Consider the following 1,662-nt stretch of genomic DNA (forward strand, 5'->3'; position numbering starts at 1 on the left):
ATAAGCAGGCATTAGAGAATTCATTATGAGCTCTCCTGACTTATCAGGGGAGCTTTTTTTATGAATAATTGTTTATGACAAAGAATCGACAAGTGGGTTTGAAATTAAGCGGTCTTGAGCCACTAGTGGCTACAAAAGAGTCGAATTTTATTAATATCGGAGAGCGTACCAACGTGACCGGCTCTAGAAAATTTTTGAGACTGATCAAGGAGGAGCTTTATGAAGAAGCGCTTGAAGTAGCCTTAGAGCAAGTGGAAGGTGGTGCTCAGATTATTGATATAAATATGGATGAGGGCATGCTCGATGGAGAGGCTGCCATGGTGAAGTTTCTTAATCTCATTGCCTCAGAGCCTGATATTGCACGGGTCCCAATCATGATCGACTCTTCTAAGTGGCACATCATAGAAGCAGGCTTAAAATGCATCCAGGGAAAAGGAATTGTTAACTCTATCAGCTTAAAAGAAGGTGAAGATATCCTTTTTGAAGCAGGCTAAGCTCGTAAAAAGATATGGAGCAGCCGTAGTTGTCATGGCCTTTGACGAACAGGGACAGGCTGATAATTATGAAAGAAGGATTGAAATATGCGAAAGGTCTTACCGTCTTTTGGTAGATAAAGTTGGTTTTCCAGCCACAGATATCATATTTGATCCAAATATTTTCCCTGTCGCCACAGGCATGGAAGAACATGTTAATAATGCATTAGACTTCTTTAAAGCAACAAAATGGATAAAAGATAATCTACCTCATGCTCATGTGAGTGGTGGTGTCAGTAACGTATCATTCTCCTTTCGTGGGAATACTGCTGTGCGTGAAGCCATGCACTCTTCTTTTCTTTATCATGCCATCAATCATGGGATGGATATGGGAATAGTTAACCCTACGATGCTCGAAGTATACGATGAGATACCAAAAGAATTGCTCACTTATGTAGAAGATGTACTGCTCAACAGAAGGGCTGACGCTACAGAGCGATTGTTAGATTATGCAGAGAAAGTAAAAGGAGGGGGGAAGAAAAAACAGAAGGACGAAAAGTGGCGGGAAGGCAGTGTTGAAGAGCGACTTTCACATGCCTTGGTTAAAGGAATTATTGAATACATAGAGCAAGACACAGAAGAAGCGCTAGCTAAGTATGAACGCCCATTAGAAGTTATTGAAGGCCCTTTAATGGCTGGTATGAACGTTGTCGGTGATCTTTTTGGTGCAGGGAAAATGTTTTTACCTCAGGTGGTAAAGAGTGCCCGGGTAATGAAAAAGTCAGTGGCATGGCTAGAACCTTACCTGGAGGCCGAAAAACTTAAAAACAAGTCAACAGAATCAGCCGCTAAGATTTTGCTGGCCACAGTTAAAGGAGATGTTCACGATATTGGGAAAAACATAGTAGGTGTAGTGCTTGCGTGTAACAATTACGAGATCATCGACATGGGTGTGATGGTACCTGCGGAGAAAATATTGGAGAAAGCCAAAGAGGAGAATGTAGCAGCTATAGGCCTCAGTGGGTTGATTACCCCATCTCTTGATGAAATGGTACACGTGGCAAGCGAAATGCAAAAACAAGGCTTTAAAACGCCTTTGTTAATCGGTGGTGCCACTACTTCCAGAATACATACCGCAGTAAAAATTGATCCTACTTATGAAGGTACTGTAGTTCATGTGCTGGATGCA

General features: G+C 41.9%; 1 pseudogene. It reads left to right on the forward strand.

Going from position 1 to position 1,662, the window contains the following annotated elements:
- Window positions 1-74: 74 nt before the first annotated feature.
- Window positions 75-1,662: pseudogene (locus tag E1176_RS01345) on the forward strand (dihydropteroate synthase); the annotation flags it as partial.

It is taken from the genome of Fulvivirga aurantia, assembly GCF_009711475.1.
Lineage (GTDB): Bacteria > Bacteroidota > Bacteroidia > Cytophagales > Cyclobacteriaceae > Fulvivirga > Fulvivirga aurantia.